At 57.6% G+C, this 22,950-nt stretch carries 18 protein-coding genes; 10 read left to right on the top strand and 8 right to left on the bottom strand.

Annotation, left to right across the window (positions count from 1 at the left end; translation table 11 throughout):
• The first annotated feature begins 28 nt into the window (after nucleotides 1-28).
• The 10 genes from LAO21_01260 (at nucleotide 29) to ftsZ (ending at nucleotide 12,907) form a co-directional block, all read left to right on the top strand.
• A complete protein-coding gene (locus tag LAO21_01260; GenBank protein MBZ5551318.1) occupies nucleotides 29-1,519 on the top strand; it encodes a UDP-N-acetylmuramoyl-L-alanyl-D-glutamate--2,6-diaminopimelate ligase in 1,491 nt (496 codons plus the stop codon).
• Nucleotides 1,510-2,955 carry a UDP-N-acetylmuramoyl-tripeptide--D-alanyl-D-alanine ligase gene (locus tag LAO21_01255; protein MBZ5551317.1) on the top strand — a complete coding sequence of 482 codons (1,446 nt, stop codon included), beginning with the start codon at nucleotides 1,510-1,512 and terminating at the stop codon, nucleotides 2,953-2,955. Before LAO21_01260 ends, LAO21_01255 begins: the two co-directional genes overlap by 10 nt.
• Entirely contained in the window at nucleotides 2,955-4,085 is a 1,131-nt protein-coding gene (gene mraY / locus LAO21_01250) for a phospho-N-acetylmuramoyl-pentapeptide-transferase (protein MBZ5551316.1), read from the top strand. The genes LAO21_01255 and mraY overlap by 1 nt, the downstream gene beginning before the upstream one ends.
• A gap of 41 nt (nucleotides 4,086-4,126) precedes the next feature.
• On the top strand, nucleotides 4,127-5,557 hold the full coding sequence (gene murD / locus LAO21_01245; protein MBZ5551315.1) for a UDP-N-acetylmuramoyl-L-alanine--D-glutamate ligase: 1,431 nt from the start codon (nucleotides 4,127-4,129) through the stop codon (nucleotides 5,555-5,557).
• A gap of 110 nt (nucleotides 5,558-5,667) precedes the next feature.
• The gene (ftsW, locus tag LAO21_01240) at nucleotides 5,668-6,759 is read left to right on the top strand and encodes a putative lipid II flippase FtsW (protein ID MBZ5551314.1); all 1,092 of its coding nucleotides are present in this window, start codon (nucleotides 5,668-5,670) and stop codon (nucleotides 6,757-6,759) included.
• A 67-nt stretch (nucleotides 6,760-6,826) separates the two neighbouring features.
• The gene (murG, locus tag LAO21_01235; GenBank protein MBZ5551313.1) at nucleotides 6,827-7,900 is read left to right on the top strand and encodes an undecaprenyldiphospho-muramoylpentapeptide beta-N-acetylglucosaminyltransferase; all 1,074 of its coding nucleotides are present in this window, start codon (nucleotides 6,827-6,829) and stop codon (nucleotides 7,898-7,900) included.
• A 54-nt stretch (nucleotides 7,901-7,954) separates the two neighbouring features.
• Nucleotides 7,955-9,361: a UDP-N-acetylmuramate--L-alanine ligase gene (gene murC, locus LAO21_01230; protein ID MBZ5551312.1), complete on the top strand. Its 1,407-nt coding sequence runs from the start codon at nucleotides 7,955-7,957 to the stop codon at nucleotides 9,359-9,361.
• An 88-nt stretch (nucleotides 9,362-9,449) separates the two neighbouring features.
• Nucleotides 9,450-10,337 (top strand): FtsQ-type POTRA domain-containing protein, encoded by an 888-nt coding sequence (locus LAO21_01225; GenBank protein MBZ5551311.1) that lies wholly within the window; start codon nucleotides 9,450-9,452, stop codon nucleotides 10,335-10,337.
• Nucleotides 10,338-10,370: 33 nt separating this feature from the next.
• Nucleotides 10,371-11,600, top strand: coding sequence for a cell division protein FtsA (gene ftsA / locus LAO21_01220; protein ID MBZ5551310.1), 1,230 nt, complete (start codon nucleotides 10,371-10,373; stop codon nucleotides 11,598-11,600).
• A 143-nt stretch (nucleotides 11,601-11,743) separates the two neighbouring features.
• The gene (gene ftsZ / locus LAO21_01215) at nucleotides 11,744-12,907 is read left to right on the top strand and encodes a cell division protein FtsZ (protein MBZ5551309.1); all 1,164 of its coding nucleotides are present in this window, start codon (nucleotides 11,744-11,746) and stop codon (nucleotides 12,905-12,907) included.
• A 68-nt stretch (nucleotides 12,908-12,975) separates the two neighbouring features.
• Here ftsZ and LAO21_01210 read toward each other — a convergent pair whose 3' ends face one another.
• The 8 genes from LAO21_01210 to LAO21_01175 all read right to left on the bottom strand — a co-directional run bounded on the left by LAO21_01210 (nucleotide 12,976) and on the right by LAO21_01175 (nucleotide 22,923).
• The gene (locus LAO21_01210) at nucleotides 12,976-13,926 is read right to left on the bottom strand and encodes a transglutaminase domain-containing protein (protein MBZ5551308.1); all 951 of its coding nucleotides are present in this window, start codon (nucleotides 13,924-13,926) and stop codon (nucleotides 12,976-12,978) included.
• 276 nt (nucleotides 13,927-14,202) lie between these two features.
• Nucleotides 14,203-14,739 (bottom strand): hypothetical protein, encoded by a 537-nt coding sequence (locus LAO21_01205; GenBank protein MBZ5551307.1) that lies wholly within the window; start codon nucleotides 14,737-14,739, stop codon nucleotides 14,203-14,205.
• A gap of 363 nt (nucleotides 14,740-15,102) precedes the next feature.
• The gene (locus LAO21_01200) at nucleotides 15,103-17,532 is read right to left on the bottom strand and encodes a DUF3536 domain-containing protein (protein MBZ5551306.1); all 2,430 of its coding nucleotides are present in this window, start codon (nucleotides 17,530-17,532) and stop codon (nucleotides 15,103-15,105) included.
• A 268-nt stretch (nucleotides 17,533-17,800) separates the two neighbouring features.
• Nucleotides 17,801-19,768 (bottom strand): 1,4-alpha-glucan branching protein GlgB, encoded by a 1,968-nt coding sequence (gene glgB / locus LAO21_01195; protein ID MBZ5551305.1) that lies wholly within the window; start codon nucleotides 19,766-19,768, stop codon nucleotides 17,801-17,803.
• A 159-nt stretch (nucleotides 19,769-19,927) separates the two neighbouring features.
• Nucleotides 19,928-20,644, bottom strand: coding sequence for a cyclase family protein (locus LAO21_01190; GenBank protein ID MBZ5551304.1), 717 nt, complete (start codon nucleotides 20,642-20,644; stop codon nucleotides 19,928-19,930).
• A gap of 107 nt (nucleotides 20,645-20,751) precedes the next feature.
• Nucleotides 20,752-22,158: an IgA Peptidase M64 gene (locus LAO21_01185; protein ID MBZ5551303.1), complete on the bottom strand. Its 1,407-nt coding sequence runs from the start codon at nucleotides 22,156-22,158 to the stop codon at nucleotides 20,752-20,754.
• A gap of 88 nt (nucleotides 22,159-22,246) precedes the next feature.
• Nucleotides 22,247-22,588 carry a type II toxin-antitoxin system PemK/MazF family toxin gene (locus LAO21_01180; GenBank protein MBZ5551302.1) on the bottom strand — a complete coding sequence of 114 codons (342 nt, stop codon included), beginning with the start codon at nucleotides 22,586-22,588 and terminating at the stop codon, nucleotides 22,247-22,249.
• A gap of 17 nt (nucleotides 22,589-22,605) precedes the next feature.
• Complete coding sequence (locus tag LAO21_01175) at nucleotides 22,606-22,923, bottom strand: CopG family transcriptional regulator (GenBank protein ID MBZ5551301.1); 318 nt, start codon at nucleotides 22,921-22,923, stop codon at nucleotides 22,606-22,608.
• Nucleotides 22,924-22,950 lie beyond the last annotated feature (27 nt).

The raw sequence follows: 22,950 nt of genomic DNA, 5'->3' as shown, positions 1-22,950 counted from the left end.
AACGGGCTCAAGGAGGTGAGCGAAGCGGTTGACGTCCTTACATGATCTCCTGGACTCCCTGCGGCCAACCGAGATTATCGGATCGACTGCGGTGCCGATATCGCAGATCTGCTGTGATTCGCGCCAGGTCGAGAGGGGATCTCTTTTTTTCGCGCTGCGAGGGGAGAGACTGGATGGGAACCGTTTCGTGCAGGCGGCGATTGATCGGGGGGCTGTCGTGGTGGTCACCGACGCGGTCGGGGACTGGAGTCCCGGGAAGGTGTGTCTGCTCCGGGTGCGCGATGCGCGGCAATCGATGGCTCTGGCGGCGTCCGCTTTTCATGGCCATCCCAGCCGGGCCTTGCAGTTGGTGGGTATCACGGGGACCAACGGAAAAACGACAACCAGCTATGTAGTGCACTCGATCTTTCAAGCGCAACAGCAATGCGCGGGTTTAATCGGAACGATTGAAAGTCTGGTGGGGGGCCGGTCCACCCCGTCGAAGAACACCACCCCCGAATCGATTGACGTACAGGGATTTTTGGCTCAGGTCCGCGATCAGGGATGCCGCCGTGCCGTCATGGAGGTGTCCTCTCATGCCCTGGAGATGCACCGGGTGGATGGCTGCCGGTTCGCCGTTGCCGTGTTCACCAATCTTACACGCGACCATCTTGATTTCCATCAAACGATGGACCGCTACTTTGACGCCAAGCGGAAACTTTTCTTTGGAACAGAGAGTGATCCCCCGGAGTGGGCGGTTCTCAACCTGGATGACGACTATGGAGTCCGGCTGGCCACCGAAGTGCCGACAAAGAAGATCACATACGGCGTGCGCCAGGCTGCTGATGTCCGCGCCGGTTCCATTGAGTTTTCCTTTGAAGGATTGAGATTGACAGCGCAGACGCCGCAGGGGTCGATCCCGATCGAGTCGACCCTTGCGGGAACCCCGAACGTGTACAACATCCTGGCGGCAGTGGCCTGCTCGATCGCAATGGGGGTTGACATGGAAACGATACGAGAGGGAATTCGGAATCTGCGTTCCGTCCCGGGACGGTTTGAAAAGGTCGAGTGCGGCCAGCCCTTCACGGTGGTGGTCGACTACGCGCATACCGATGACGCGTTGCGGAACGTTATCACCACCGCACGGGGCCTGACCAAGCACCGGGTGATCACGGTCTTTGGCTGTGGAGGAGAGCGGGACCGCACCAAGCGGCCGCTCATGGGTGAAGTCGCGGGACGGCTCAGTGACTTTACCGTCCTGACGTCGGACAATCCCCGGAGTGAAGATCCGCTGCGTATTATCGCGGACGCTGTGGTGGGGCTTCAGAGAGCGACCGACCGGTATGCGGTCGAACCCGACCGGGGCGACGCCATTCGACGCGCCCTCGAAGAAGCCCGCGAGGGCGATATTGTGGTTCTGGCCGGCAAGGGGCATGAGACCTACCAGGTCCTGTCGGACCGGACGGTTCATTTCGATGACCGGGAAGTCGCGCGCGAAATACTATCTGGACTGGGCTATTCATCGACGGTATGCAACTAACCCTTCGCGATATCTCAGAGGCATTGGCTGCGGTCGGTGAACCTGCCCCGGGAGAGTCGTTTGAAATGGACACCGTCGCCTCCGGCTATTCCATTGACAGTCGTACCTTAAAGCCCGGCGACCTGTTCTTTGCCATCCGGGGTGAACGATTGGACGGCCACACGTTCATTTCGACCGCTTTTGAAAAAGGGGCCTGTGGCGCGGTCGTGGCAGCGGATTGGGCACAGTCGCCCCTCCTGCGCGGGCGTGAGGGTAAGGAAATTTCCGGGCGGAATTGGCTCGTCGTCGCGGACACGACCGCTGCTCTTCAGAAACTTGCAATGCACGCTCGCCGTCGGTGGGGAGGCCACGTGGTCGCCATCACCGGCAGCGCCGGGAAAACCACTACCAAGGAGATTTGTGCCACCCTTCTCGGGGCCTCCCGCACGGTTCACAAATCGGAAGGAAATCTCAACAATCTTTACGGGGTCCCCTTGACACTGCTCCGCGTGGATGCCGGCGCGGACGTGGCGGTCATCGAACTGGCGATGTCGGCCCGGGAAGAGATTCGCACGCTCACCCGAATCGCCGCCCCCAACATGGGAGTCATCACAAACGTCAATCCGGTGCACCTGCAATTTTTTTCTTCCATCGACGAGATCGCCCTGGCCAAACGCGAACTCGTGGAAGAGTTGGATGCCAACGCGGTGGCCATCCTCAATGCCGACGACCCTCGCGTTTCCGGCTTTGCATCTTGCACCCGGGCCCGAGTCGTCACTTACGGCCAGGACCGGAAGGCTGATGTGCGCATAGAGAATGTCCGGATGTCGAATCTTGATGGGTCCGAATTCGATGTGGTGCTTGATTCGGGGGCCCGGGCTCCCTGCCGGTTGCGTCTGCTGGGGAGACACAATGTGTGGAACGCCGGGGCGGCCATCGCTGCCGCCGTTCAGTTGGGAATGCCGCTCGTCGACGCGGCACGCCGACTGGAACTCGTCACTCCGGCCAGGATGCGCGGCGAGATCTTAAGATTTTCCGAGGGGTTCACCGTCATCGACGACACTTACAATTCCAACCCTCGGGCTATGGCTGAAGTGCTTTCCGCCGTGGCCGCCGCGGGAGGGTTCAAGCGTAAGATCGTTGCCGCCGGGGAGATGTTGGAGTTGGGGACCGAGTCCGGTGCCTTGCATGCCGCCTGTGGACGGGCGATGGCGGAGGCCGGCATCGCCGTTTTGATTGCCGTTCAAGGAGAGGCCGAAGCGATGGCCTCCGCTGCCCAGGCAGCCGGCATGTCAGCACGGAGCGTTTTTTTCTATCGGACTCCTGCGGAAGCAGGGGAGAAACTGTGCCAGATTGTTGCGCCTGGAGATTTGGTCTTAATGAAGGGGTCGCGAGGCGTTAAAATGGATGTGGCGCTGGATTGTCTGCGCCAGAAATTTTCAGTGAAAGCACATTAATGCTTTTTTGGCTCTTTACCTCACTGCAGCACTACTTCACGCCTTTCCGCGTCTTCCGTTACATCACCTTTCGCACGGCCTACGCCTCGCTGACAGCGCTGGCCCTCAGCCTGCTGCTTGGTCCGTGGTTGATCCGCCGCCTCCGTGAGTTCCAGATTGGCCAGCAGATCCGGGATGACGGCCCGCAATCCCATTTGGGAAAAGCGGGGACGCCGACGATGGGCGGAGTCCTGATTGTGGTCTCCATCCTGCTGCCTACCCTCTTGTGGGCGGATTTGAAGAGCCGCTACGTCTGGATGGCGATGCTGGCCACTCTCGCCTTTGCGTTCATCGGGTTCCTCGACGATTTGGCCAAGGTTTCCCATAAGAAATCTCTCGGCCTGACCGGCCGTCAAAAGTTGTTCCTGCAAACGCTGGTCGCGCTGGCCGTGGCCCTGATGTTGCTTTACTTCACGGCCGAAAAGCAGTATTCCACCAACCTGATCGTCCCGTTCTTCAAGCAATTCAATCCGGACCTGATCGTGCATCGCTGGTTCAGGATTTGGTGGTTGCATCCACTCGCCTATCTCCCTTTCGTTCTTTTTGTGGTTTTGGTGGTGGTGGGATCATCCAACGCCGTGAATCTCACGGATGGGCTGGATGGTTTGGCGATTGGATCGGTGGTCATTGCCGCCTCGGCGTTTACCGTCCTGACTTATATCTCAGGGAATGCCAAGTTCGCGGAATACCTCGATATCCAGAATCTCCCCAGGGTGGGTGAGATCACGGTCTTTTGCGGCGCCATGGTCGGGGCCTCCCTGGGGTTTCTCTGGTACAACTGTTTTCCCGCCTCCATTTTCATGGGGGACGTGGGGTCGCTGGCCCTGGGGGGGGCGATTGGCACGGTGGCGGTGATTGTGAAGCAGGAAATCCTGCTGCTTTTCATCGGCGGGATTTTTGTTATCGAAGCCCTTTCGGTGATGGTTCAGGTGCTCTATTTCAAGATGACAGGAAAAAGGGTATTCCGGATGGCGCCGATTCACCACCACTTTGAGTTGATCGGTTGGAAGGAACCACAGGTCATTATTCGTTTCTGGATTGCCGCCTTGATTTTTGCATTGTTCAGTCTGACGACACTGAAGTTACGCTGAAGAACGAGCCGAGGCATCGAGGAACGGCCAGGCATGTCGAGATGAAGAAGAACCGGAACACATCACGGGCAGAGGTTGTGGAAAGGCAGGCCGCGGGCGGCGTGACTGATCTGCGCGGAGCTCGCGTGCTGATTGTCGGGTTGAAACGCAGCGGGGTGGCCGCGGCGAAGCTCTGCGCTGAAAGAGGCGCCCGGATTACGGCCTCCGATTCCGGAGAGCGCGCGGCGTTTTCAGAGGAGGCGGGGGCGCTCCGCGAGATCAAGGTGGAATTTGAGTTCGGAGGACATCGCGTTGAGACATTTCTCAAGGCCGACTTGATTGTCGCGAGCCCCGGAGTCCCCCTCTCGATTGAACCCCTCGAGGCTGCCCGGAAAAAAGGAATCGAAATCATCAGTGAACTCGAACTGGCCTCGCGTTTTCTCCAGGGCCGGATCGTGGCCATCACGGGATCGAATGGAAAGACCACCACGACGGCCCTGGTGGGTGACGTGTTACGGGCTGCGGGATTTCACACCCTGGTGGGAGGAAACATCGGGACGCCGCTGGCATCCCTCGTTCCCCTCTCGACGGAGGAATCTGTCATTGTCGCCGAGGTCAGCAGTTTTCAACTGGAAGCCATCCCGACGTTTCGCCCCTTTATCGGGGTGGTGCTGAACGTGACGCCGGATCACCTGGATCGGTACTCCTCCTTCGAGGAATACGCCTCATTCAAGCGTGCGTTGTTTCGAAACCAGACCCGTGCCGAGTGGGCGGTGTTGAATTGGGATGATCCTATTACCGCCCGATTCGCCCAGGACTTGCCGGCCCGCGTCTGGTGGTTTTCACAGCAGGTCCTGCTCGAAGCAGGAACGGTCTATAGCGACCACCGAATCGAAGTGGCCCAGGGGGGTGTCAGAACTCCGGTGATCCACCGCCACGAGATCCCTTTGCTGGGCGCCCATAACGTCGAGAACTGCCTGGCTGCCGTCTCGGCGGCCGCCATCCTCGGCGCTGATTTTCGAAATGTGGCGCGCGCGATTTCCGAATTTCCCGGCGTGGAGCACCGCCTGGAGCTCCTGACCGAATTGAAGGGAGTCAAGTACTACAACGATTCCAAAGCCACCAATGTCGACGCCACCCGGAAAGCGCTGGAGGCCTTCGAGGGAAACGTGGTGTTGATCCTGGGAGGAAAAGACAAGGGCAGTGACTATACTGTCCTCTCCCCGTTACTGAAATCACGCGTCAAATCGGTTCTCCTGATCGGGGCTGCCACGGGGAAGATTGAGAGACAGCTGGAGGGGGTGGTCGCGATGCGGCGGTGCGAGACCTTGCAGCGCGCCGTCGAAGTGGCGCCTTCGCTGACCGTCCCCGGAGATGTCGTCCTGCTGGCCCCCGCTTGCGCCAGCTTTGACCAATTTGAAAACTATGAGCACCGGGGGCGAGTGTTCAAGGAACTGGTCTGGGGGCTCAAGGGGAAAGCGGCGCCGGTATGAAATGCCCCGCGGAGGGTGCTTAACGTTGCTGACCTTGGTCCTCCGCCGTCCACCCGGCGTGCCCGGCCAGAGAAACGCTGGATAAAAAGAACGCAGAGGAAGTCTTCATCATGGCTCGCAAACTGACCTTTGATCGATATTTGATTGCCGCTACTTTCGGATTGATCTTTTACGGCCTTCTCATGGTCTACAGCGCCTCTGCGACCATCTCGATGGATCTTTACGGGTCGTCGTACATTTTCCTTGGGAAGCAGGCGCTGGGACTTGTGATAGGCCTGGTGTGCATGATTGTCGCCATGAACTGCGACTACCGGAAATGGCGCAATCCCACCTTTGTCTTCTCATTCCTGTTTGTGTGCCAGATCCTGCTGGTGGCGGTGTTCTTCCTGGACCGTTCGCATAACACTCACCGCTGGATCAAGCTGGGCCTGTTTTCATTTCAGCCCTCGGAAATGTCCAAGCTCGCCCTCATCTTTTTCTTCGCCTACTTTCTGGAGAGCCGTCTTCATCAGGTGAACGATATCCGGCGAACGCTTTTGCCGGCGGTGATGGTCATGGGACTGACCGTCGCCCTCGTCCTTAAAGAACCCGATTTTGGAACGGCCATTGCCAGCTTCTTCATCTGCGCGGCGATCCTGTTTGTGGCCGGGGTGGACTGGAGGTGGTTCGCCGCCGTTCCGATCCTCGCCCTCCCCGTGTTCTACTGGGAGGTCTATCGGGTGGCCTATCGCTTCGACCGCATTACCACCTTCATCGATCCCTGGAAGGACCCGTTGGGAAAAGGATTCCAGATCATCCAGTCACTCATCGCGATCGGAAGCGGGGGGCTCGGCGGGGTGGGCTGGGTACAGGGAAAACAGAAACTCTTTTATCTCCCCGAACCACAAAATGACTTCATCTTCTCGGTGGTGGGCGAGGAGTTAGGTTTGTGGGGAACGGTGCTGATCGTCATCTTGTTTGCGGTGGTCCTCAAGCGGGGCTTGAAGGCCTCGCTGGCCGCACCGGATTCTTTTGGCACGCTGTTGGGTGTGGGACTGACCGCGATGATCGCTTGCCAGGCATTGATCAATATCAGCGTGGTCACCGGGTTGCTCCCGACGAAAGGAATCCCGCTGCCCTTTATGAGTGCGGGAGGCTCTTCTCTGATCGTCAACTGCTTTGCCGTTGGCGTTTTGTTGAACCTGTCACAGCACTCGGACTGAGACGGAGGGAGGGTCTCGGAAGGCCCTTCAGCTCCGCAATTCAACGGGGTGGGTCAGACCGAAGCGTATGAATGTCTTGTTTGCGGGGGGAGGCACGGGAGGGCATGTTTTTCCCGCCGTCGCGGTTGCTGAAGAACTGGTGAGACGGCGTGGATCGACCCGACTGTTGTTTGTCGGCTCGGACCGCGGGTTGGAAGCCCGTATCATTCCGCAGCGCGGGTATTCCTTCGAAGCCGTGGCAGCAGGCGCCCTGAAAGGAATCGCGACTTCGGCGAGATTGTCGACGCTCGTCGGCTTGCCGCGGAGTATTCAAAAGGCGGGGCAGATTGTCGAGCGGTTTTCCCCCCAGGTCGTCGTGGGGATTGGCGGATATGCTTCCGCACCTGTTGTGGTGGCAGCGACCATGCAAGGACGACCCCGGATGATCCTGGAGCAGAACGCGATTCCCGGTCTTGCCAACCGGCTGCTGGCGTATTTTGTGACCAGGGCCGCGGTGAACTTTCCCGAATCGCTGCGCTATTTTCCCGGAAATGCGGTGGTAACAGGCAATCCCGTGCGGCAGGGGTTCTTCCGGGTGGGGCCCCCGTCGCGCGAAGGGGAATTCACGGTGTTGATTTTTGGAGGCAGTCAGGGCGCCCATGCGATTAATGCGGCCATGATGGAGGCGCTTCCACACCTGGCAGAATGGCGCCGCCGGATTCGCTTCATCCATCAGACCGGTGAAAAAGACGCCGCGTGGGTTGAGACGACTTACCGGGCGAACCAGTTCTCGGCAGAGGTTCGACCCTTTTTTGACGATATGCCAAACCAGTTCAGCCGTGCCCACTGGATCATTGCCCGCTCCGGCGCATCGTGCCTGGCCGAAATTGCGGCCACGGGAAGGCCGTCCCTCTTGATCCCTTTTCCTTCGGCAGCGGACGACCACCAACGCAAGAACGCGGAGGTCTTCGCCCGGCGCGGTGCATCCGTGGTGATAAACCAGTCTTCTCTTAATGGGGAGCGATTGGCATTGGTCATCCGCTTGCACATGGAGAACAAGGAGAGACAGGAGCAGATGTCTCGGGCGGCCGCCTCACTCTCCATCCCAGACGCGGCCTCACGGATCGCCGATCTTGTGGAGGCCCTGGCATCAAAGGCCTGACTGGCCGTGTCCTGCTGTCGCACGGGAAAATATCCCCGGATTTCTTGAGGGAATGTGTTTAAACGATTTCAAAAAATTCATTTTGTCGGGATCGGCGGGATTGGAATGAGCGGAATCGCCGAGCTCTTGCTGAATCTCGGCTATGTCGTCTCCGGTTCGGATCTTAAATCGTCGCCGGCGACCGCACGACTGTCCCAGCTGGGGGCCAAGATTTATTTGGGCCACGATCCCGCCCATGTCGACGAGGCCCAGGTCGTCGTATTTTCCTCAGCCGTCCCTCCGCAGAATCCGGAACTGGTTGAAGCTCGCCGCCTGCAGCGGCCGGTGATCCCTCGCGCCGAGATGTTGGCCGAACTGATGCGGCTGAAGTATGGGATTGCTGTGGCGGGCGCGCATGGCAAGACGACCACCACATCCATGGTGGCTGAAGTGCTTAACGAGGCAAAATTCGATCCGACCCTCATTGTCGGCGGACGCTTGAATGCCCTGGGAATCAACGCCCGCCTCGGAGCCGGCGAATGGATGGTTGTGGAAGCTGACGAAAGCGACCGGTCATTCCTGAAAATCGATCCGACCATCGCCGTGATCACCAACATTGATCGCGAACACCTGGACCACTACCGCGATCTTGCCGATATCCAGGAGGCGTTTGTCTCCTTCGCCAACAAAGTGCCGTTTTATGGGAGCGTGATTGCCTGCGTGGATGACCCCGCCACGCGGGCGATCCTCCCGAGGCTGGAGCGGCGCGTCGTGGGCTATGGACACTCGGAAGCGGCCGACCTGGGAGTGGGGGCGGTGACGCTGGGAAAATTCGAGTCGGAATTCGACCTTCATGTAAAAGGGAAGGCGCTGGGTAGATTCCACCTTCGGGTGCCGGGATCCCACAATATCCTGAATGCCATGGCTGCGGTGGCGGTGGGGCTGGAGCTGAATGCCCCGCTCCCGGCTATCCAAAGAGGGCTGGCGGAATTTCGCGGCACAGAGCGCCGGTTCGAATGGAAGGGGGAACACCAGGGGGTCACGGTGATCGACGATTACGGCCATCATCCCACCGAGATCACGGCCACCCTGGACACCCTGAAGCACTGTGGATTCCGGCGCTCCATCGTGGTTTTTCAGCCCCATCGTTATTCACGGACCAAGTTTCTGTTCGACGATTTCCTCCACGCGTTCGACCTGGCCGATGAAGTGGTTCTGACCGAGATCTATCCCGCATCGGAATCGCCGCTCGAAGGCATCAGCGGACGATCGCTGGCCGAAAGGATGCGGCAGGAATCCCGCGCGTCGGTCCATTATGTTTCCCGAGTGGAAGAAATCGCGGCATATCTGTTGCCCCGGCTCCGGGCGGGCGATGTTGTCTTGACCCTGGGGGCGGGCAATATCGGGACGGCCGGCGCCGAATTGCTTGGCCTGCTAACCGAACAGGAGGGCAAGGTGTCCCGTTCGGAGGCCGGCGTATAGCGCAATCCGCCCCGAACGGAGAGAATCACGAGGAGAGGGAAGAAATCATTGACGGCGAGCAGGCCGCTCGTCCTGGAGTGTTAAGTCCATGGGAAAAAAGGAAACTGACCGGGATGAAGAACGGGACTCCTTCGAAGAGACGCCGTACTTGCGGCGGCAACGGGCTATATCGGTCAAGCGGATGCAGGTGGAGCCGAGCAAGCTGGTCTTGTTCTCGCAAATCTTCCTGGCGCTGGTCCTTCTGATCGGATTGGGGATCAGCATCCGACGCTTTGCCGAGTACGCCACCACCTCGCCGAAGTTTGATCTCAGCATCCGGGAAGTCAAGGGGCTGCGCAACCTCTCCGACGCCGCCGTCATGCAACAACTGGCGCCCCTGATCGGACAGAATATTTTCCGGGCCAATTACAACGAACGAATTCGCGCCCTCATGCAGATTCCCTGGGTGGAGTCCGTGGTCTTCCTCCGGTTCTGGCCGGCCTCGCTCTCGGTCATCATTACCGAACGGGTCCCGGTGGGCTATGCGCTCATCGGGGGGGCGGTGGAACTCATCGACAAGGAGGGGATACCCCTGGGTGCGTCGAGGGAGACCCAACAACATTTTGATTTTCCGATTGTGCGCGGTCTGACGGGTGAGAACACCGCCAACGATCACGTCATCAATCGCCTTCGCATCAGCCGATACATGGATTTGCTGGCGGAACTCGAGAGTGGGCGAGAAGGTTACTCCGCCGACCTGTCCGAAGTGGATGTCTCCGATCCGGACGACGTCCGGGTGATTCTCAAGAACGATCCCATCCTCGTTCACCTGGGCAAAGAGAACCTGCTGCCGCGGTTTAAACTTTATCTCGCAAACATCAAGAAATTGAAGCAGGATTATCCCGACATCGACGCCGTGGATTTGCGATTCAAGGACCAGATCGTCATCAAGCGTCAGGAGAGCTCCAAAGAAGCGAAGGCGAAGACGTCAACATAGGGATCCAGGCAGCGGGTCCCGGGGAAAAAGACCTTGACCAAAGACGACCGATTTATCGTGGGATTAGACGTGGGCACGACAGAGACCCGCGCCCTGATTTGTGAGGTCGCCACGGATGGGCATCTGGAAGTGGCAGGATTCGGCCACGCCGAATCGAAGGGCCTTCGCCAGGGCGTGGTGGTCAAACTCGATGAGGCGGTCCAATCCATCAAGAAGGCCCTCGAAGAAGCCGAATTGATGGCGGGGGTCCAGGCGGAATCGGTATATGTGTCCCTGGGCGGCAAGCAGATCAAGAGCCTGAACAGCCAGGGTGCCATCGCCGTCCTGGGACGAAACCGGGAGATCACCCGGGAAGACATCCGTCGCGTGCTCGAGGCCGCCCAGGCCGTCGCCTTGCCGTCCGATCGCGAGATTACCCACGTCCTTCGACAACAGTTCATCGTGGACGAGCAGGATGGAATTGACGATCCCCTGGGAATGCTGGGAACCCGCCTTGAAGTCAGCGTGCACATCATTACGAGTCCTGTCACGGCGGCACAAAATGTCGTGACCGCCGCGAACCGCTCCGGCGCCTTTGTGAAAGGAACGGTGCTGCAATCCCTGGCCGCCGCTGAAGCCACCCTGGCGCACGATGAGAAGGAATTGGGGGTAGCGCTGGTGGCGATGGGGAGCGGGACCACAGACCTTGCCATTTTTCTTCATGGCTCGGTGTGGCACACCTCGGTCGTGCCCATTGGCGGGGAACACATCACCAGCGATCTGGCCGTGGGGTTGCGCACTCCGATTCCGGAGGCCGAGCGGCTCAAGCAGGAACAGGGTTGTGCGATGACCCTGCTGGTGACCGAAGATCGCGAGGTGGAAGTGTCGGGGGTGGGTAGCCGGCGAACGCGCACGGTGCCGAGAAAGCTGCTGTGCGACATTGTTCAGCCCCGGGTGGAGGAGATCCTCAGCCATGTGCGGGATGAGATTCGAAACACCGGTCTCGAAAAGCAGCTGGGATCGGGAGTCGTCATCACCGGCGGAAACTCCAAGCTGCATGGGATGGTGGAGCTGGCCGAGCAGATCTTGAATTTGCCGGTGCGCCAGGGTGTGCCGGAAGGGCTGAATGGATTGAATGCCACCGTAATTAACCCGAGCCTCGCCACGACCGTGGGGTTGGTTCGCTACGGCAACAGAATCCGCATGGCCAAACAGGCGGGCGGAAGGCATGCCTCCGGCCTGATGGAGCGTGCCGTCGAGCGTTTGAAAAATATCTTTCAATAGGTTCTTTTTGTTTGCAAAATCGAAATCGCGGGCGTAAGTTCATCTTCTAGACTTCGTTACAGCCTTCCAGGATGCGCAGCCTGGCCCAGCTCCAACGGACCGCGATTTCAGGCCAAAATTCAACGCAAGGAGTGGATGACAGCATGAGTGAAACTGCAAACGGCATTCGTCTGGCTTTTAATGATTCCCCCCGGAACCATGCCAAGATCAAGGTCATCGGTGTGGGAGGCGGTGGGGGCAACGCCGTCAATCGCATGATCGATGCCAAGATTGAAGGCGTGGAATTCATGGTCGCCAACACGGACCTTCAGGCGCTCAAGATTTCAAAGGCGCCCATCAAGATTCAACTGGGGGAGAAACTCACCAAGGGGTTGGGTGCGGGCGCCAACCCGGTCATCGGTCGCCAGGCGGCATTGGAGGATTCTGACAAGCTCCTGGAGGTCCTCGAAGGCGCAGACATGATCTTCGTGACCTCGGGTCTGGGGGGCGGAACCGGCACCGGGGCGGCCCCCATCATCGCAGCCCTGGGAGGAGAGTTGGGAGCCCTGACGGTAGCAGTGGTCACCTCGCCCTTCCTGTTTGAAGGGCGGAAGCGGATGCGGCAGGCCGAACAGGGAATGGAAGAGCTGCGCGACTGCGTCGACACCGTGATCTCGATCCCCAACGAACGGCTGCTGCAGTGCGTGGAGCGGGGGACCACCCTGTTTGACGCTTTCCGGGTCGCCGACGATATACTGCGCCAGGCCGTCCAGGGGATCTCCGATATCATCACCATTCCCGGAATCATCAATCGCGACTTTGCCGACGTCAAGGCGATCATGGAAGACATGGGCATGGCGGTGATGGGCACCGGGATTGCCTCCGGCGAAAACCGCGCCACCGAAGCCGCCACCAAGGCCATCTCGTCTCCGCTGCTCGAGGACCAGTCCGTCAATGGCGCCAAGGGCGTCCTCATTAATATTACCGGGTCCAGCAACCTCATGCTTCACGAAGTGCATGATGCTTCTAACATCATTTTCAAGGCGGCCCATGAAGATGCAAATATCATTTTTGGGGCGGTGCTCGATGACTCCATGAATGAGAACATCAAGATCACCGTGATCGCCACCGGCTTTGGCCCGGAAAATCCCGGTCGCGAGAAGTCGAAAAACAGCGAGTTGCTGAAGAAACTCCGCATTCCCCGGCCCGGCAACGGGTCGTCAGGAGCCACCGCTCCATCGAACAATGAGGTCATGGGACCGGCCAACGGGCCGGAGGAAAGGATACCCATTGAGGTTCCCACCTTCCTGCGCCGAAAGGCGCAGTAAAGTGAAGGCGGGAGCCTCCAGGTACTTTGACGGGGGGATGTGAGGTCAGCTTCGCACGAGGGCCGCTGCTATTGGACGTCCTCGAACGAGAACTTCCGGTCGATCTTCGAGAATTCCCTTCCGTCCACCTCGGCGTAAGGATAAACAAAATAGTTGAGTGGTTTCCCGGCCTGAGGGGGAACCAGTTCGAGATCCCTTCCCTGGGTGAATTGGACGCGATTGACATCCAGGGTCCCGAAGAAATAGTTCGCCTTCTCCTTGTCTTTGCTTGCCTCGGAGCTGTCCACCGGAATCCAACCGATCCCCTGGATATAGAATTCTGCCCAGCAATGGTACCCTGCAATCTCACCGGACTTTTGGTTTTCGGGAATCGGAAACCCGATCTCAAACTTGGCGGGGATACCGACCGACCGGGCCATGGCGATAAAGAGGGAATGAAAGTCGGTGCAGTTTCCATGTTTGGCATCACACGCGTATAGGGCATCGCCACGGCCCCACCCGGTTCCGCTCTTGTCATATTTGAGGGTCCAGGTCACAAAGTCATAAATCGCACGCACTTTTTCCAGGGGAGTCTTCTTCCCCTCAGTCACTTTGAGCGCCAGGTCCCGGATTTTGCCGGAAATGGGGACCAACGCATCCGGCTTCAAATACTTGTCAGCATCCGGCAAGCCACGTCCCGAAGAACCTGACGGCTCTTTCGTCCATCCCTCCAGGTTCTTGCGATATTCTTTCCGGGTGACTTTGAACCGGACTTCAACATTCAAAGAGGGCTTCGCCGGCTTGTCGACCTCCACGAAGAGGAGCGAGTTGCCGAAGCGGGGTTCGGAGCGCACTCGATACGGGTAGGGAGACGTGATGCTCAGGTCAGAAACAGTCTGATTCGCGTCACTGACCGGAAGGGGGAGCCAAAGTTTCAGGGTACCTGAGTCTGCCGGCAGATCCTTGATCGTCGTTGAATAGGTGAAAACCAGGGTCCGTTGTGCCGGCGTGACGGAACTCAAGGTGAAACCTCTCCCCATGCAAAGCAGGAATGTCGCCAGTAAGACAATCAACGTCACCGCAATCGCACTTTTTTTCATGGTTCATGCTCCCCCAAATTTGAGTTGAGATGCTTTAACATTCCGATCCGGGGATCGGGTTCGTCATAATGCGTTCATGCTAGAATTTCGAAGGAAGGTGATCTTACACGAACATGGTTTCGGGAGTCCAGCAAAACGAGGGATGCATACACCAGCGCCTCGGGTTTCTCGGGATTGGGCCAGGGGGATCCCTTTCACCCCAGAGAAAATGGCAGATCACAAATCTCGAGTGCGAAGACAATTGGCGGGGCTTTCTTCCGCGATATCGTTCTGCCAGAGGCGGTTTTCCAGAAGGGAAGCCGATGTTACGAAGTCGTGATGAAGGAAAGTCTCAAGCTCTGTTTCGCCAAAAGTCCCTGCGAGCAATGGCCGGGCTGGAATCACGCCAGGCTGCTTCAAACCCGGATCCAGTTGAAATCGAGGGGTGACGTCGGCAATGAATGAGAACCCTTGCGGCTTCCTGCCGGTCGGAGGAATGCCGAGGTTCCCATGGGACGGCCTTTGAGCGGTCCGAAAAGGGCACGGTGAACTCGGTGGGGGAACGGTATTCTTCCCTTCGACCGGGCTAAAGGTGATGGGGAGCCAAAGCCGCAACGTGGCCGCCTGAGCGGGCAGCCGGTCCATCGCCTCAGTCAGGGCACCATAAGCTCGCTGAACCATCGAATAGGGTTTTGAAGCGATGTGTTCCTGGGAAGCCAAAAACCATGTGCTCGCGACCAGGGATAAGGTAATTCCGATGATCAGCCGTTTCATTGCTCTTCCCCCCAACATTGTTTGTCGATAAATTCAAGGGCCGAGTCACTATCTTTTCTGGACTCAAAACAACTGAACGTCTTTCAGAAACAGTGTGGCCCAATGCTAGGAGAGATACTGTCCGGAGTCCAGTCAAAGGTTGTCAAAAGTCAATGGAAGAAGTAATTTTTTGTCTGGTGTGCGGAGACGGCAATTGAACTGCTAGGCCTAACCGCAGGAGGGGAACACAGGTTTTTTGTCATGACGTGGAGAGGTGAAAGGCGGCCCGTCTTGTGATACAAAGCCGTCAAAGGGGAGTTGAATCGGATGGTGATGTTTTGGGGGGCCTGGCCAAACAGCGGCTTGTCGATGGGCCGCTTTGGGTCACTCCGTACGGAATCCCAGCTTTTCACCGAGAGCGAGGAACTCAGCAACCCAAGCTCTCGCATCCTCCTCACCGAGATCACCTTTATCCCGCGACTCCGGAAAAGAGCGCTGCATCGCCTCGTAATAGACATTTTGAGCGGACCACAGACTGACCTCAAACGGCAAAGAGCGTGCCAATTCAATTCCTGAGTGAAACTGCTGAAGGAGGGAGAGGTCAAGCGGGTTTCCTCGAAACTGATCCGCTACTGCTTCAATGTTGCGACGCAGCGCGAACTCCAGGGTCGCCTCATCCAGCGGGATGCCGGCCCGTTTCGCCTCCTCCAGGAGGGCGTTGATCAGTTCCGCGTCGAGACGTTCGGCCTCAAAGCCCTTCTGGAGATCCGCATTCAGAGTGAATTCCGCGGCGATCTGGAAATGCTTCTGAGGCATACCCAAAGCGGTTGCAAACCGCATCAGGGGGGCATAATTGGTATACACATGGCGATAGGCCGCTCCGGCCTCGGCAAGGGCCGACTCCAGAATGGTTTTGAGAATCCTGCGCTGCTCATCCCGGAAGAGCAGCTTGAGAGTATTCGCGCCCGACTCAAAATATTTGTCGACAGTCCGATTGAGCTCAACGAAATCCCCGCGCTCGAACACCTCGGTGATCTCCCGGAGGATCGCAAGATAATCTTCTTCGTTGGAGAACTCCCGAACCCCCCCGCTGACGTGGTGATCGCCCTGGTGGAGAACCCCGAAATTCATGCGAGCCGATTCAAGAATAATTTCTGAAGTGACTTGGACTCGACCGAGCGCGAGCTTCGCTTTCCCGGCGGAAAGCAGTTTGTGGTCCTCGCGATGAACCGCGTAGCAGTAAGTTCGTGCGGTGGTTCCATTGGTGTTAAATAGCGAGCTCACGGCGTAATGTGTGCCCACTTTGGGGAGGTCGATCATCGCCGGCCTCACAAATTTCTCATAGACCAGCCGGCCGTCCCGGTGTTCCGGGATATTGCTCTTTGCCTGCTCAAGCTTGTCGAGAAATCGTGATTCCAGGCTGTCCCCCAGGAATGTTTTCGCCAACTGGAGAGCCCGGGCGGCGTATTGAATCACCTGGACGGTTTCTATCCCCGACAACTCATCGAAGAACCAGCCGCAACTGGTATACATGAGCAGGGCGTGCCGCTGCAGTTCGAGAAGCCTCAGCGCCTGGATTTTGTCCTCCGGATCGAGCGGACGTCGCGCATGGCTATTCAGGAAATGCTCGATGTTTTCTTTCGACCGGTCCAGGATCACCTGAATGTAATCGTTGCGGGCCACCCAGGGGTTTTTGAACAGCGGGCTGCCGAATTGTTCATAGGTGGGAATGAGGGTATCGCGAAGCCAGTCCAGGGCCTCCCTCAAGGGGGCGCGCCATTCCTGGTGCCATCCCAGGTGCATCCCCGAATTGCAGCCGCAGTTGGTTCTCCACCGCTCGACGCCATGAACGCAACTCCAGGAGCTGTTGTCGAATACCTGGACCTCGTGGGTGGGGGGATGTTTTTCGAGGAATTCTCCGTAATTGGTCAGCCGCGCGAGATGGTGGGACTCGATGTAATCCAGGGCATAAGCGAGGGCCATGTCCCCGTACCGATGGTGGTGTCCATAGGTTTCACCATCTGTGGCGATGTGGACAATCTGAGGCCAGGTGCGTGAATCACTAAAGGCCTTCACCAGCCGGTCGGCCAGGTACTCTCCCTTGATGAGGACGCCTTCAAACGCCACGGCGCGGGAGATCGGGCCATCGTAGAAGAAAACGGCAATACTTCGGCCGGCGCGGCACGCAACCCGGTAGGCGCGGGAGGGGTCGATTTGCTCTCCGCCGACATCACTCCAGGTGCGACCCCGGGTGGCAAGCGCGCGAACGCGGCGGGCCTGCGAAGGAGAAAGCACTGTAAAACGAATCCCTTCAGCCGCCATGATATCGAGCGATTCCAGATCAACAGCCGTTTCGGGAAGCCACATTCCCTCGGGCATGCGACCAAAGCGGTGGCGGAAGTCCTGAATGCCCCAGAGGATCTGGGTGTACTTGTCCCGGCGATTCGCCAGAGGAAGGATCATGTGATTGTAGGCCTGGGCCAGGGCGGACCCATGTCCGGCATACAACGTATGACTTACTTGATCCGCCGCGAGAATGGCCCGGTACACCTCCGCCGCTTTCTCCTCCAGCCAGGAAAGGAGAGTGGGGCCGAAATTGAAACTGATCCGGGGATAGTTGTCGACAATCTTGAGGATCCGCCCGACCCCATCGAGAATGCGGGAGGCCGTATTGGGGGCGTAACACGAGGCGGTGATGCGTTCATTCCAGTCGTGATAGGGATACGCCGAGTCCTGCAATTCGATGGCCTCGAGCCACGGGTTCTCCCGTGGGGGCTGGTAAAAATGGCCATGAATGCAGATATAGCGTTCCATCCGGCACTGCTCCTCATCTCAGGAAGGGACGATAAGCGCATGGCGTGAACCCCAGCGTTGAGGGCCGCCGCCACCCTAATGAACCCTGGTCGATGTCGATACCCTGTGAGGATCGGCTGTCGCCATAGCGCTTCGCGTACCTCCTGCCTTCAAGGGCTCACTTCCCAAGCGGGCAGACCCACCTCGGATCCACCCGGGTTATCTTTATGAGGCTGGGACAAATTTTTTCGAGGCCAAACCGGTTGATCGACAGGAAGCCAGTTGCTCATCACGGATTACTGCTTTTCAGAAAAACGGTGGCGAGCGCGGGCAAAGTCAGCGAGAGAGAAAAAGGGCGGCCATGGACCGAAACTGAATTGGCCTCCACACCGCCGAGGTTTCCCCATCCACCGCCCCCGTACATGGTGGCGTCGCTGTTCAAAACTTCCTTCCAGTACCCTCCCCGGGGGACGCCGATGCGGTAATCCACTCTGGGGACCGGGGTGAAATTGCTGGCGATGACAAAGGTGTCCTGCGTGGAGAGACCCTTCCGCAGGAGCGTGATTGCGCTGGCCTGGCTGTCATTGCAGTCGATCCATTCAAAGCCGGACGGGTCGCAGTCGAGCTCGTGGAGAGCCGGTTCGCTTGTGTACAGCCGGTTCAGATCCTCGACCCACTTCTGAAGCCCGGCGTGAGGAGCATACTCGAGAAGGTGCCAGTCCAGGCTTTCGTCGTGGTGCCATTCGCGCCATTGCCCGAGCTCCGCGCCCATGAACAACATTTTCTTTCCGGACTGCGCGAACATGTATCCCAGGATGGCCCGCATATTCGCAAACTTCTGCCAGTCATCTCCAGGCATCTTGCCCAGCAGGGATCCCTTGCCGTGGACCACCTCGTCGTGGGAGAGTGGCAAAACGAAGTTCTCCATGAAGGCATAAAGCATCCGGAATGTCAGATCGTGGTGATGGAACTTGCGATGGACCGGATCCTTGGAGATGTATTCCAGCGTGTCGTGCATCCACCCCATGTCCCACTTGAAGCCGAACCCCAGGCCGCCCACATAGACCGGCCGGGAAACCATCGGCCAGGCGGTAGATTCTTCGGCGATGGTTTGGACGCCGGGATGGCTTCGATAGGCTTCTTCGTTGAACCGGCGCAGGAACTCGATGGCCTCCAAATTCTCACGACCGCCATACCGGTTGGGGATCCACTCGCCCTGCTTGCGGGAGTAATCCAGATAGAGCATTGAAGCTACGGCATCCACCCGCAACCCGTCCGCATGGTACTTCTCCAGCCAGAACAAGCCGCTGCTCATCAGGAAGCTGCGGACTTCATGACGTCCATAGTTAAAGATGTAGGTTCCCCAGTCGGGGTGATAGCCCAGCCGCGAATCGGCATGCTCGTAGAGATGAGTGCCGTCAAAGTAGGCCAAGCCATGTTCGTCGGAAGGGAAATGCGAAGGGACCCAATCGAGAAGGACGCCGATGCCATTTTGGTGCAAGCAGTCAATCAGAAACATGAAATCCTGGGGCGAGCCGTACCGGCTGGTGGGAGCGAAATACCCGGTCGTCTGGTAACCCCACGAGCCATAAAACGGATGCTCCATGACCGGAAGAAATTCGGCATGAGTAAAACCCATCCGCTTCAAGTACTCGGCCAACCGGGGGGCCAGCTCCCGGTAGGTCAAGTAACGGTGGTTCTCGTCAGGCGCGCGCATCCAGGAACCGAGGTGGAGTTCATAAATGCTCATCGGTTCCCGCAAGAGGTTCTGGCCCGTCCGTTCGCTCATCCAGTCGCTGTCACCCCACGTGTAATCCAGATTCGCCACAATCGATGCCGTCTTGGGGGGGACCTCGCTGAAAAGTGCAAATGGATCTGCTTTATCCGCGCGGTAGCCATTGTGCCGAGACATGACATGATATTTGTAGGCCGCGCCGTACGAGATGCCGGGGACAAATCCCTCCCAGATGCCGGACTGTCCGCGTTCATGAAGCGCTTGGCCGGACTTGTTCCATCCGTTGAACTCACCCATGACGAAGACCTGTTCCGCATCAGGGGCCCACACGGCGAAATAACATCCCTCCACGCCCCCGACCGTTACAACATGGGCTCCAAGCTTTTCATACAGCCGGTAGTGAGTCCCTTCGTTGAAAAGATAGAGATCGTTGTCAGTGAGCAAAGTGGTGTCAGAACTCGAGGGCGTCTTGCTACGCACCTCCTGCTCAGGCCGGGTGTTTACTGTCTTTGGGGGATTCATCACACCTTTCCGTTTGTCTACGGTAAAGCGTTGCACTCATAGCTGTTGAACCATCGGTTTGAAGATGAGCGCTAATCATCATAGCACATCGCCCTCCCATCCCGGGCATATAGGGAGTATTGAGTTCGCTCACATCACTTAAAGGGCAACCCAGTGTGATCATTCCTCCACGACGAGAGCAAACGCCCGGACCGGGAAAGTCCCCATGCCTTTCACTTTGACCGGCACTGCAAAGAACATGAAACCGGTGTCCGGCAGGTTCTCGAGTCCGCAGAGGTGTTCCACGATGGGAATTCCCGCACGCAATAGCGTGGAATGGACGGGTCTGGATAAATCTGCTGTGTCATCGATATTGAAGGAGTCGATCCCCACCAGGCGGGCACCTGCTTTGGCGAGGAATTGTGCCGCCTCTCCGGTCAGGAATGGATGGCCCTCGGAGTATTGGTCTTTCCGCCAGTGGGCATCCCAGCCGGTATGCAGAAGGACGGCCTTGCCCTCGATCGCGAACGTTGTGAGGGCCTCTGGGGGGATGGATCGTCCCCTCCGGGAATCCGCACGAATCACAAGGCCCTCCAAACCGGCGATCGAGGACAACTCGAGTTCCGAGAGATCGGCCCCGTCGGCATAACGATGGAAGGGAGTATCGAGATAGGTTCCCGTATTCGCCACCATTTCGATCTTCCCAATGTGAAACTCTGTCTCCGGGGCATAGTGACTTCGCGATTCTTCACGGCTGAGGTAATCGCCAATGATCGGCCCGGGGAGGCCCTTATAGGTAATCATCCCATGTTCCACCGTGTGGCTGAGATCAACGCATCGCCGGCGGCTTGGACTGTCAACGTGGTTTTTCAAGAATTCTTCTCGTCCATTTTCCATGGCGCGAACCGCTCGGCTGTGGAGAAGGGACCTCCACGCCTCGCGGAGCAACAAGAGAATCTCCGGCTCCCGGTCACGGAACTGGGGATTCCGCTTTGTGGGAGAAACTATTTCCGTGAGTAAAGGTCGATGACTCCCTCCAGGGCCCGGCGGCAGACGGCGCAAAAAGGGACGCTGTCGCGCGTAAACATGATGCAATCGGCTTGCGGCCGGTAATAACCCTTGGCCTCGTACATTGCCCCTTCGAATGCCCCCACCTTGGCAGCGTACTTTCCATCCCCCAACATATGGCTGTCGTGTTCTTTTTCCTCTTGAAACAGCGCATCCATCTCTTTTTCCGGACGCCGGTTGGCGCGGAGCTGGCTGCGCTTCTGTTGGATCTCGCGCGAGTATCTCTCAAAAGCGTCTTTCTCCCAGGGAGTGGGGACGGGCGTGTCGGCGCTGACGAGATCCTTCCATTTCAGCTGGGCGGGATCCAACAACGCAGTGACGTTGGGCTCCCACGGCTCAATCCGCTGCGTGGCGGGGGTGTAGGCGACAGGCGAGGTGTAATATTCATCCGCGAGCCCGGCGAAATGATGCCCAAACTCATGAACGAAAACATATGGGGCCCAGAGACTATCTGCGGCCACCGTGCTATAAAGGCCAAAAATCCCTCCTCCGCCATAGGTCTGTCCGTTCACTAGAATTTCGACGAACTCATAAGGGGCGAAGGAGGTGATATCGCGAAAAGCGCGATTGTCAAAAGTCAGCACATACCGTTCTGAGCCGAAGGCATCATAGGTGGCTCCGAGCGGAGACCTTCGGTGGATTCCAGTCGAAGGACGGGAAATTCCTGATTCGGCGGCGGGCGGACAAAGGCCCCAGACATTGAAATCGCTGCGCCGTTCCTTAAATGGGGAAGTCGCGAACAGGATCTCGATGAGACGTCTCGCATCGGTGTTGAACTTTTCAGCTTCCGCGGCAGTGTAACCGTCGCCCACAATGAGGAAGTCGACTTTGGAGGCCGAATCGCCGTTGTTCTGGAAGGTCAGAAGAGGCCCGGGTTGAGGGGGCGCCGATGTATCGATGAAACGATCCTTGGGATCGACAACGAGGGACCATACTTCCTTAGAGGCATTGTTGGCGTCACGCTTTTTCAGCACGACTTGCACCGAGGACTGTGGAGCCGGAAACCGCAGGGATTCTGAAAACGTCCGATGGACCGTCTTGGCCTCATCGGTGGTCTCCCATTCCCCATAAATCGAGGAAAATCCGCGGGAATAGACGACCTGCTTGGTCGCTTGCTCGATGACTTCGAAGTAATACTTTCCCAGGTTGGTGCGGTCGATGGGGCGGGCCGGGTTTCCCGGCCAGGGAAGCGGCTCGATGACGATCCGATCGAGACTGAACAGTTCGTGGGTCGCGTTCCCGGTATGATAGTAGTCGATCCGCATTGTCCGCGGAACGGCGAGGACTTCGATTGTCATAACGGGTAACAGGATGAATAGGATCAACAAGGATTTTGTGATCATGCAGGGGATTGTACCTAATTGTTGAGGGTTTGGAATAGGGAAGATCGCGGGAAGTGCTTCTGTGTTCACGTAATGAACACCACGGTATTCACGGGAGATCTAAAGTAATTTTAAGGGCAGAGGAAATCGATGACATGGTTTGTTCTGAGAGTGTCCCCTTGAATTCAGTTAATCTCGACTTCTTAATCACACGAATCTGTTCTCCTAGCGCCACCGAGTCTATTTCCAGGCCACCGTCCCCCTTAGTGATCTGGGTTTGACTTGGATAAATCCTCGCTTTGTTTCTTGCGTCAGTCAGTGGAACAATTACCACAACTGGGCTGTTTTGATTTATCGAGTTCCTGCTCACGACGACTACTGGACGTGATCCTTGAATTTCAGAACCCTCGGTAGGATCAAGTCTGGCTTTATAAACTCCCCCTCTCAATATCACGGCATCACCAATAGTCATTTAGAATTTAGCGCCTCCCAATCGCTACCCTCAAATTCGGATGCAATCACTTGTGCTTCGGTTCGGTAATTCACATCTGTGGCCATTCCAGTAAAAGCGTCGTCAATTCTCTTCCTTTCTAATTCCTCCAAATATCTTCGAATGGCTAGGACGTAAAAATCATTCAACTTTCTGATATCGCTGGAGCCACTTTTAACGACAGCCTTTGCTCGATAATACACATGAGCCGGCAGGCGGAGAGTGGTTTCCTTAATCTTAGCCTTGGAAGATTTCATTAGAGCCTCGCTTGGAATATCAATTGGATTCTTAGCCATCAAAATCCTATCAGGCGCATAATAAAC

Source organism: Terriglobia bacterium, from assembly GCA_020073085.1.
Taxonomy (GTDB): domain Bacteria; phylum Acidobacteriota; class Terriglobia; order JAIQFV01; family JAIQFV01; genus JAIQFV01.
The sequence above is the reverse complement of the archived record's forward strand: the minus strand, read 5'-3'. Positions and strand labels throughout refer to the sequence as shown.

What these genes read in the sequence shown, in the direction of transcription:
- ftsZ (MBZ5551309.1), top strand. Translation starts at nt 11,744, where the DNA reads ATGAGTGAAACTGCAAACGGCATTCGTCTGGCTTTTAATGATTCCCCC.
- LAO21_01200 (MBZ5551306.1), bottom strand. Translation starts at nt 17,532, where the DNA reads ATGGAACGCTATATCTGCATTCATGGCCATTTTTACCAGCCCCCACGG.
- LAO21_01210 (MBZ5551308.1), bottom strand. Translation starts at nt 13,926, where the DNA reads ATGGGGAGAGGTTTCACCTTGAGTTCCGTCACGCCGGCACAACGGACC.
- LAO21_01175 (MBZ5551301.1), bottom strand. Translation starts at nt 22,923, where the DNA reads ATGGCTAAGAATCCAATTGATATTCCAAGCGAGGCTCTAATGAAATCT.
- mraY (MBZ5551316.1), top strand. Translation starts at nt 2,955, where the DNA reads ATGCTTTTTTGGCTCTTTACCTCACTGCAGCACTACTTCACGCCTTTC.
- LAO21_01205 (MBZ5551307.1), bottom strand. Translation starts at nt 14,739, where the DNA reads ATGAAACGGCTGATCATCGGAATTACCTTATCCCTGGTCGCGAGCACA.
- glgB (MBZ5551305.1), bottom strand. Translation starts at nt 19,768, where the DNA reads ATGAATCCCCCAAAGACAGTAAACACCCGGCCTGAGCAGGAGGTGCGT.
- LAO21_01255 (MBZ5551317.1), top strand. Translation starts at nt 1,510, where the DNA reads ATGCAACTAACCCTTCGCGATATCTCAGAGGCATTGGCTGCGGTCGGT.
- LAO21_01190 (MBZ5551304.1), bottom strand. Translation starts at nt 20,644, where the DNA reads ATGGAAAATGGACGAGAAGAATTCTTGAAAAACCACGTTGACAGTCCA.
- LAO21_01225 (MBZ5551311.1), top strand. Translation starts at nt 9,450, where the DNA reads ATGGGAAAAAAGGAAACTGACCGGGATGAAGAACGGGACTCCTTCGAA.
- murG (MBZ5551313.1), top strand. Translation starts at nt 6,827, where the DNA reads ATGAATGTCTTGTTTGCGGGGGGAGGCACGGGAGGGCATGTTTTTCCC.
- LAO21_01185 (MBZ5551303.1), bottom strand. Translation starts at nt 22,158, where the DNA reads ATGATCACAAAATCCTTGTTGATCCTATTCATCCTGTTACCCGTTATG.
- murD (MBZ5551315.1), top strand. Translation starts at nt 4,127, where the DNA reads ATGAAGAAGAACCGGAACACATCACGGGCAGAGGTTGTGGAAAGGCAG.
- ftsW (MBZ5551314.1), top strand. Translation starts at nt 5,668, where the DNA reads ATGGCTCGCAAACTGACCTTTGATCGATATTTGATTGCCGCTACTTTC.